9 protein-coding genes and 1 pseudogene are annotated in these 8,604 nt (G+C 68.1%); all 10 read right to left on the bottom strand.

Features of this window, described 5'->3' with window-relative positions:
* Positions 1–291, bottom strand: a pseudogene (locus ACFE7U_RS07655) (hypothetical protein); the annotation flags it as partial.
* Between the two features lie 298 nt (positions 292–589).
* Positions 590–1,678 carry a photosynthetic reaction center cytochrome PufC gene (gene pufC, locus ACFE7U_RS07650; RefSeq protein ID WP_375409135.1) on the bottom strand — a complete coding sequence of 363 codons (1,089 nt, stop codon included), beginning with the start codon at positions 1,676–1,678 and terminating at the stop codon, positions 590–592.
* A complete protein-coding gene (pufM, locus tag ACFE7U_RS07645) occupies positions 1,675–2,667 on the bottom strand; it encodes a photosynthetic reaction center subunit M (RefSeq protein WP_375409134.1) in 993 nt (330 codons plus the stop codon). The genes pufC and pufM overlap by 4 nt, the downstream gene beginning before the upstream one ends.
* Before the next feature lie 21 nt (positions 2,668–2,688).
* Positions 2,689–3,513 carry a photosynthetic reaction center subunit L gene (gene pufL / locus ACFE7U_RS07640; protein WP_375409133.1) on the bottom strand — a complete coding sequence of 275 codons (825 nt, stop codon included), beginning with the start codon at positions 3,511–3,513 and terminating at the stop codon, positions 2,689–2,691.
* 171 nt (positions 3,514–3,684) lie between these two features.
* Complete coding sequence (gene pufA / locus ACFE7U_RS07635) at positions 3,685–3,873, bottom strand: light-harvesting antenna LH1, alpha subunit (RefSeq protein WP_375409132.1); 189 nt, start codon at positions 3,871–3,873, stop codon at positions 3,685–3,687.
* Positions 3,874–3,886: 13 nt separating this feature from the next.
* Positions 3,887–4,117 (bottom strand): light-harvesting antenna LH1, beta subunit, encoded by a 231-nt coding sequence (gene pufB / locus ACFE7U_RS07630; protein ID WP_375409131.1) that lies wholly within the window; start codon positions 4,115–4,117, stop codon positions 3,887–3,889.
* A 137-nt stretch (positions 4,118–4,254) separates the two neighbouring features.
* Positions 4,255–4,482, bottom strand: coding sequence for a hypothetical protein (locus ACFE7U_RS07625; protein ID WP_375409139.1), 228 nt, complete (start codon positions 4,480–4,482; stop codon positions 4,255–4,257).
* An 83-nt stretch (positions 4,483–4,565) separates the two neighbouring features.
* Positions 4,566–6,032: a chlorophyllide a reductase subunit Z gene (gene bchZ / locus ACFE7U_RS07620; RefSeq protein ID WP_375409130.1), complete on the bottom strand. Its 1,467-nt coding sequence runs from the start codon at positions 6,030–6,032 to the stop codon at positions 4,566–4,568.
* Positions 6,032–7,615: a chlorophyllide a reductase subunit Y gene (gene bchY, locus ACFE7U_RS07615; RefSeq protein WP_375409129.1), complete on the bottom strand. Its 1,584-nt coding sequence runs from the start codon at positions 7,613–7,615 to the stop codon at positions 6,032–6,034. Before bchY ends, bchZ begins: the two co-directional genes overlap by 1 nt.
* Before the next feature lie 7 nt (positions 7,616–7,622).
* Positions 7,623–8,561, bottom strand: coding sequence for a chlorophyllide a reductase iron protein subunit X (locus ACFE7U_RS07610; RefSeq protein WP_375409138.1), 939 nt, complete (start codon positions 8,559–8,561; stop codon positions 7,623–7,625).
* Positions 8,562–8,604 lie beyond the last annotated feature (43 nt).

The following is an 8,604-nucleotide window of genomic DNA, read 5'->3' as shown; positions in this document are numbered from 1 at the left end:
TCCGGCTGACGACGCCGTTGATCTCGGGCGTGACGTGCTGGTTGAAGGCGGCAAACGGAGAGACAGGAGGCCGTCGCCGGGGGTCGCGCCCTTGAGGGGCGCGCGTACCACGAGGTCGAAGACGCGGGCGGAGAAAGCCTCGTCGAGCGCCGCCCCGACCCGGGCGAGGATGCGCGAGCGCAGCATCTCGAGCGCGCCCTGGAAGGCGTAGAGCACCAGCGCCAGCGCCACCAGGCCGATCAGGGTCGGCACGCTCCGGCTCGGGATGACCCGGTCGTCGACCTCGAGCATGCTTCATCCTGCCGCCACCTCACGTCCCGCTCCCGAAGCCGGGCGCAGGAGCGGCCCGTCCCGGCCGCCATCGTCGACCGGCCCTGTTGATCGCCGCGTCTCTGGTCCCTTACGTGCGGCTCGACGTCATCACGATGACATGGTTGGCGCCGGCCCGGCACGGACCCCGTCCATAACAGATCTCCGGCGAATTTCCTCGTCCGGCGATGCCCTTCGGACAGTGGTCGTCCCATACGAAGAGGAGGCCGCCGGACGATGATCCGGCGGCCTCCTCTGGTCGGACTCGTTGCGCGTTCCGCTATTGCGGCTTGGGCTCCGGAGGTGCCGCCGGCGTCGGCACCGTGGTCGCCGCCGCTACCGGGCCGGCGAGCTCGGGATAGGCATCGATCACGTTGGCGCCGTTGAGCGGCTTGTTCACGCCGTTGTGGCAGGTGGTACAGTTCACCTTGGGCACGTCGCCGAGCGCACCGAGGCGGTTGGCCGGGAAGGTCGAGGTCAAGGGCTCCATGTAGTTGCCGTTGAGGTCCCGGACGAGGCGGATGCCGTGCCAGGCCGTGGTGCGCTGGGGCGTGCTCTGCGACCAGTTCGAGATCGCACGGGTGTTGTGGCAGAAAGTGCAGTTGACCCCCAGGCCCTGCGACATGTGGATCATGAGGCCGAAGGTCTTCTCGGCGTCCTGGATCGGCTTGCCCTTGGAGGTGGGCAGGGCCGTGGTGCCGTTCACCCGGATGGCTTTCTCGTCGATGTTCGAGGTGGTGAGGTACTCGGTGAGCGTGTCGTAGGGCAGCGAGGCGAGGCCGACCGAGGCCTTGGCCATGTTCTGCCCGTTGTTGCGGGGGATGATTCCGGATGCGGCGGCCGGCCCCGGATCGGTGAACCAGATGTTGGCCGGCACCGGCTGGCCGCGGTGGCAAGTGTAGCAGGTCACGCCGGCGTTCCCGACATGGTTGTCCTTCCAGGTGCTGTTGATGTGCTGGGTCATCTGCAGCATCCGGCGGGCGACCTTATGCTGGTACATGGTGTCGTCGGCCATGTTCTCGGTGTTGTGGCAGTAGGCGCAGCCCTGCTCGGGCGCGACCCACTCCGCCATCGAGGCCATCAGGCGGTTGAACTCGTTGGTGGTGACGTTCTTCAGGACCTGGACGTTCTGATAGGACTGGCTGGCGAGTTCGCCCCCCGGTTCCGCGGGGTCGGCGGGGGCGGGGGCGACGTTGGCGTCCTTGACCTCGGCGGCATCCGCCCGGGTCTCGACCTGGGCCATGGCGGTGCCGCGGAAGCCGTTCTGGCTCGTGACGAGGGGCGGCCTGTCCCACCCGGCGGTGCCGAACATCGCCACCGTGAGGAAGAAGGCGATCGATGCCCCGAGGACGGTGAAGAAGGTTTTCATCGGGCTGCCCCCATTGGGCTGGAGGGAACGGCGCTCAGGGGATCGACGATCGGGGCATAGACCTCGGGATAGCTCGGCGCGACCCCGTGCTTGACCGCCCAAAGGTACCAGTTGTCCACCACGGTGCCGGTGAGGAGGATGCCGATGCCGCCGGTGAGCGTCGTGAGGACGGCGAACCACCAGGCCCAGCGGTGGACTGATTCCATGGTGGCGTTGAAGCCCATGGTCCAGCGCCAGAACAGGGCGGCGCGTTCCGTGGCGGTGCCGCGATCGACGATCTGGTCGATCTCGCGTTCGCCGCCGAAGCGGCTCACGGCCAGGATGGTGCCGCCATGCATCGCGAAGAGCAGCGTCGACCCGTAGAGGAAGACGATCGAGAGCATGTGGAAAGGGTTGTAGAAGAGGTTGCCGTAGCGCAGCGAGAAGGCGGCGGTCCAGTCGAGGTGCGGGAAGATGCCGAAGGGCACCGCCTCGCTCCAGGACCCCATCAGGATCGGCCGGATGAAGCCGAGGACGAGGTAGAGCCAGATCGCCGAAGCGAAGGCCAAGGGCACGTGGTAGCCGAGGCCGAGCGCCTTGGCGCGGCGGAACAGGCGCAGCCACCACAGCAGGATCGAGGCGGTGAGGAAGAAGCCCGCGATCAGCCACCAGCCGCCCTCGTTGAGCGGGGGCAGGATGCGCAGCCCGTATTGGGGCCGCGGCGGCTCCAGGGCGAGCCAGGGGAGCTGGCGCACGAACTGGACCGGGTCCCAGTTCACCGAGGCCCACATGTTGAGCCCGATGATCTCGAAGGCGATGAGCCCGCAGGCGAAGGAGAGGATGCCGAGATATCCGCCGTAGATCGGGCCGACCTGGGAATTGCCGATGAGCCCGAACAGGTAGCTGTTGAAGGGCTTGCCCCAGCGCTTGTCGCTATCGACAGGGATCCCGAGCTCGGGGGTCACAGGCCTGACCTGCACCGCCGAGAAGATGTTCTGATAATATGCCATGGCGTGTTGTCCCCTATGCCGTCAGCGCCAGACCGGGAGGTTGAGCCACCAGCCCCACCATTCCGGCCAGCCCTGGGTCCAGAAGGGTCCGCTGATGACGATGCAGACGGCGCTCCAGAAGCCCGCCGAGAGCGCGAGGAACAGGCCCAGCCGGTGGATGCCCAGCGTGCCGATCGAGTAGCCGATGGTGTCGCGGAAGAAGGTGTCCTCGTGCTCGGGCGTCTTCACGACCTGGCCCTTACCCGGGTTGGTGGAGGACAGGATCAGCGAGCCGTGCAGCGAGAGTGCCAGCGTCGTCGTGAAGAAGAACGACACCGCGAGCATGTGGGCCGGGTTGTAGTGGAAGTGCAGGTATTGGTAGCCGGTGTTCGAGACCCAATCGAGATGCGAGAGGATGCCGTAGGGGAAGCCGTGGCCCCAGGCCCCCATCAGGAACGGGCGGATCACCACCAGCGCGATGTAGGCGAAGATCGCGACGCCGAAGGCGAAGGGCACGTGATAGCCGATGCCGAGCTTGCGGCAGATCTCGACCTCGCGCAGCGCCCACGAGACGAAGGCCCCGATCGCGCAGAAGGTGATGATCTGCCAGAGGCCGCCCTCCTTGAGGGGGGCGAGCGCCAACCCGTATTTGAGGTCGGGAGGCGCGATGTTGATCTGCCAGATGTTCCAGGTCGGCCCGATGGCCGCCCCGTAGATGATGAGCGCGGTGCCGAGCACCGAGAAGAACAGCGTCGTGACGCCGAAGAAGCCGACGTAGAACGGCCCCACCCAGAAATCGAACAGGTCGCCGCCGACGAGGGTGCCGCCGCGGACCCGGTATTTTCGTTCGAAACTCAGCATCGCCATGGCGGAGACCTCGAGAGGGTTTCCCGGCGCCTTCGGGAACACGGCGCCGGCCTAGGACGCCTCGGGCGGGGCCGACGCGAAGGTCGGCATCCCGCCCGAGGCAGGCTCATCGATGAGGTGGGGGACGTCAGCGCGTCCGGGCGGCCAAGGCGTCCGGACGCGGGGGTGCCGTCAGGTGGGCATCGTCGGCAGGACGAGCGACTGCGCGTTCGCGGCCCTCGCCGCCTTCGGGCCTTCCAGCCAGTTGAACCGTTCGGTGCTGAGCAGGATGAAGTGGATCAGCAGCGCCAGGATGAACAGGAAGGTGAACAGTGCCACGAGGGTGCGGCGGGGATCGAAGAGAAGCCAAACCTTGTGCATGGTACGGTCCTCCTTACGAGATCATCGAGACGAGGCCGTGGGCGGCCGTCGTCACACTATCGAGGGCGGCGTAGCCCTTGGGTCCGGGCAGCCACGGGCGCCACATCCAGACGAGGATATGCGCGACCACGGCGATCGCCGTGAAGATGATGAAGCTCGTCAAGAAGATCGCGTGGAACTCCTTGGCTTCCGGTTCCGTCAGCCCGGACAGGCTGCTCGGTTTCTCCATTGGTCCACTGGCCATTGATCAAACCTCCGCTTGGACTGGCCGCGTCCGGGACGCGGCGGGTATCGTCGGGATCGCCGGGGCGGTCTCGACGGATCTTCACTTCATCGGACTGGGCGTAAGCCTCCCGGGCGCATGAGCCCGGGACGGCGGCCTCAGCCCATGAAGGCGAAGGGGATGGCCTGGACCGCCATGGCCTTGGCCTCGGCGAAGACCGAGCGGCGCTGCGCGGGCAGGCGGCGCGCATCGGACGCTCCGGCCGGGGCGAGGCGCTGGGCCACCGCCGCGATCAGGAAGAAGGGGTAGGTCACGCCCAGGATGATCCGGAACTGGATCTCGTCCTGGTGCTGGCGCGACGTCGTCGGGCTGAGCGTGCGTTGCATGGCGTGGATCTCCTGTTCGCGATCCGCGGGGCGCGGCGTCGGGAATGGCGTGGGCGCGGGCTGCGCGGGAACGGCGGTGGCGGTCATGCGGCAACTCCGAGCTTGAGCCCGTCATGCGCGCGGGCGACGTGGGTCTCGGCGACCCGGTCCACGCCCTCGCCCCTGGCGCCGCGCTCGGCGGCGTCGCGCAGGCGCTTGGCCATGGAGATCCTCACCAGGACCGGCTGGCGCTCGACGAGATCGTCGAGCAGCGTGCGGGCCTCGTCGTCCCAGGGCAGCTCGCGGAAAAGCCGGGCCGGGGTGGCTTCGACGGCATCCATGTCGCGGGCGAGCGGCAGGATGTGGAAGAGCATGTCGAAGAGGGCGTTGCAGACCTCCTGGACGAGGTAGGTCGCCCCCGAGAACCCCATGAACGGCGTGCCGGTGTGGCGCCGGATGATCGCGCCGGGGAAGGAAGCCGGCACGTACACCGCCCGGCAGCCGGATTCGGCCGCGTACATGCGCTCGTTGAAGGAGCCGAACAGGACCAGCGGCGGGTTCTTGGCGATCGCCTCGCGGACCGCCGCGTTGTCGGTCTTGGCGCCTGCCAAGCGCGAGATCGCGAAGGTGCAGGGAAGGCCCATCTCGTCTTCGAGGAAGCGCCGGACGCCGCGGGCGTAGGTGTCGCTCGCCACGATGCCGAAGCTCGCGGTGCCGAAGAAGTCCTGCGTCACCGAGCGCCACAGGTCCCAGACCGGCTTGATCGTCGTGTGCTTCTCGCGCTCGATGAAGGGCTCGGGGTCTAGCCCCAGGATCTCGCCGAGCTTGCGCAGGAACTTGGTGGTGGCGTGGATGCCGATCGGCGCCTGCAGGTAGGGCCGCTCCAGGGCCTCGCAGAGGAGCCGCCCGAACTCGCGGTAGAGGCAGATGTTGGCGTCCGCGTTCACGAGCTTCGGGACATCGGCGAGATGGCTGCCCAGCGGAAAGGCGAGGTTGACCTCGGCACCGATCCCCTCGACGAGGCGGCGGATCTCGGCGAGATCGGACGGCATGTTGAAGGTGCCGTAGGCCGGGCCGATGATGTTGACCCGCGGCTTCACGCCCTCGGCGCGCTCGGGCCGGGCCGGAATGCCCTTCTTGGCGAATTTCCGGGCGCCGTATTCCTGCCAGAGCCAGGCCATGGCGCGGTCGGCCGTCTGCCACTGGTCCTCGTCGATGGTGCGGGGCAGGAAGCGCTGGAGGTTGGTACCCTCCGGCGTCACGCCGCCGCCGATCATCTCGGCGATGGAGCCTGTGACGACGACGCTCGGCATGCCCGGATCGAGGGTGGCGTGCGCCCGCTTCATCGCGGCCTCGGTGCCGTGGCGGCCGAGCTCTTCTTCGGCGAGGCCGGTCACCACGATGGGCAGCTCGTGCGGCGGCAGCGCGTCGGTGTAGTGCAGCACCGAGGTGACGGGCAGGTTCTCGCAGCCGACAGGCCCGTCGATGACGACCTGCAATCCCTTGATGGCGGTGAAGACGTAGACGGCGCCCCAGTAGCCGCCGGCCCGGTCGTGATCGAGGACGAGCATCAGGCCATCTCCCCGATCGGGTTGTGAGCGGGCTTGCCCTTGGGGGTCGGGGCCACGTTCTTGCGCAGCTGCGGCACGTCCTCCCAGATGCCGGCGGTGTGGCCTTCGCCAACGCCGGCGAAGAAGTCGCGCATGGCGTCGAACCGGTGCTGGTTGCCCAAAGCGGCGTTGATGACCTTTGCGAGCGAGCCCGCACCGGCGACGCCCATCAGGGGCCGCGCCGAGATCAGGTTGGTGAAGTAGAGGGCCGGGATCGCGAGCGCCTTGGCCTTCTGCACGACCGGCGTCGTGCCGATGGCGAGATCCGGCCGGTATTCGTGCATGGCCGCGAGATCGTCCTCGAGGGAGGCGCGGTAGCGGACCTCGACGCCATGGGCTTGCAGCCAGTCGCGGTCGGCTTCGGAATAGGGGGTCTTCGGGCAGGCGGTGCCGACGTAGCGCAGGTCCGCGCCGCTCTCGACGAGGAGACGGCCGACCAGAAGTTCGGAGCCCTCGTAGCCCGAGAGCGTGATCCGTCCCTTGATCGGCGTGGCCGCCAGCGCCTGCCTGATCATCGGCAGGAACCGGTTCTTGGCGGCCTCGACGGTGGCGCGGGGCACGGCGCAGGTCTCGCCGATCCGGTCGAGCCAGTCCGCGGTGCCGTCGTGGCCGACCGGGGCGGAGCCGACGATGGGCCGGCCGGCGAGCTCGAACTCACGCATGCTCGCGGTGTAGAAGGGGTGGATCGCCGCCACCGCCGCGCAGTCGAGGGCGGCGTAGAGCTCGCGCCATTCGCGGGTGGGCACGACCGGGCCGGCGGCGAGGCCCATCGGCTCCAGCATGGCGCCGATCACCACCGGGTCGGCCGGGAACATCTCGCCGAGCAGCGTCACGGTGGGGCGCTCGGAGCGCCCGGCGCGCGGCGCCTGGACCGGGCCGTGCTCGGCCTCGGTGCGGGCGAATTTCAGCATCGCGCCGGCCAGGACGTCCTTGGCCTCGGCATGGGTGGGAACGCCGAAGCCGGGCACGTCGATGCCGATGATGCGGACCCCGTCGATCTCCTTCGGGAGCAGGCGCAGGGGAACGCCGGACGCGGTCGGGACGCAGAGATTGATGATGACGACGGCGTCGTAATCGGCGGGCTTGGCCACGTCGAACACCGCCTCGCGGATGTCCTCGAACAGCTTGCCGGTGACCAGGGTCTCGGAGTTGAAGGGCACGTAGCCGACCGTCCGCTTCGCACCGTAGAAATGCGACGTGAAGGTGAGCCCGTAGACGCAGCAGGCGGAGCCCGAGAGGATCGTGGCGGTGCGGCGCATGCGCAGGCCGACGCGCAAGCTGCCGAAGGCCGGGCACATGCTCTGAGGCTGGTCGTGCGGCCCCTGCGGGTAGTCCTTGGCGTATTGGTCGAGCGTCCCGCTGATCCCGGATTCCTTGCCTGCGGCGTTGGCCGCCGCCTTCATCGCGTCCTTGCCGGCGTGGCAGCCGAGGCCGTCGGACTTCGTCGCGGCGAGGTTCACGGGCTCGGCCGGCGCCGTCGCCAGGGTCGAGGCCGGGCGATCCTTGCGGGCGCGGAGGTCTGCGATGTCGAGGGTGACGGCCATGGTGCCCTCAAACCTCGTCGTAGATGACTTCGAGGGACGGCTTGGCGACCTGCGCCGTACCGCACATATCCTCGAAGGTCGCGGGCACCAGCGTGACGCCGCGACCCACGGCCTCTCCCTTGAACAGGCCGAGAAGGCCGTCCTGGCTCAGGGGTGTGGGATGGTTCGCCTTGGCGTCGTGGACGTTCTGGGCGAGATCCGCGAACAGGGAACCCCACTGGCTCTCGGGCCGGCCGATGATCTCGTAATTCGCGCTCTTCTTGCGGATGTCGTCGTCGGCCGGGATCGAGGCCAGGACCGGGATGCCGACCGCTTCGGCGAAGGCCTGCGCCTCGCCGGTGCCGTCGTCCTTGTTGATGACGAGGCCGCCGACGCCGACGTTGCCGCCGAGCTTGCGGAAGTATTCGACCGCCGAGCAGACGTTGTTGGCCACATAGAGCGACTGCAGGTCGTTCGAGCCGACGACGATGACCTTCTGGCACATGTCCCGGGCAATCGGCAGGCCGAAGCCGCCGCAGACCACGTCGCCGAGGAAGTCGAGCAGGACGTAGTCGAAGCCCCACTCGTGGAAGCCGAGTTTCTCCAGGAGCTCGAAGCCGTGGATGATGCCGCGCCCGCCGCAGCCGCGGCCGACCTCCGGCCCTCCGAGTTCCATCGCGTAGACGCCGTCCCGCTTGAAGCAGACGTCGCCGATGGCGACCTGCTCGCCGGCGAGTTTCTTCTTGGTGGACGTTTCGATGATGGTGGGGCAGGCGCGGCCGCCGAACAGGAGCGAGGTGGTGTCGCTCTTGGGGTCGCAACCGATCAGCAGGACCTTCTTGCCCTGCTGGGCCATCATGTAGCTGAGGTTGGCCAGCGTGAACGACTTGCCGATGCCGCCCTTGCCGTAGATCGCGATGATCTGCGTCTCCTTGGTCACCTTCGTCGACACCGCATCGGGCTCGATCGCGGCTTCGGCCCGAAGTGCTTCGGATTGATGAGCTTCGGAT

Origin of the sequence: uncultured Methylobacterium sp., from assembly GCF_964251405.1 — a bacterium.
In the GTDB taxonomy this organism is placed as follows: Bacteria; Pseudomonadota; Alphaproteobacteria; order Rhizobiales; family Beijerinckiaceae; genus Methylobacterium.
Note: the sequence above shows the minus strand (reverse complement) of the source record. Positions and strands in the feature narration are given on the sequence as shown.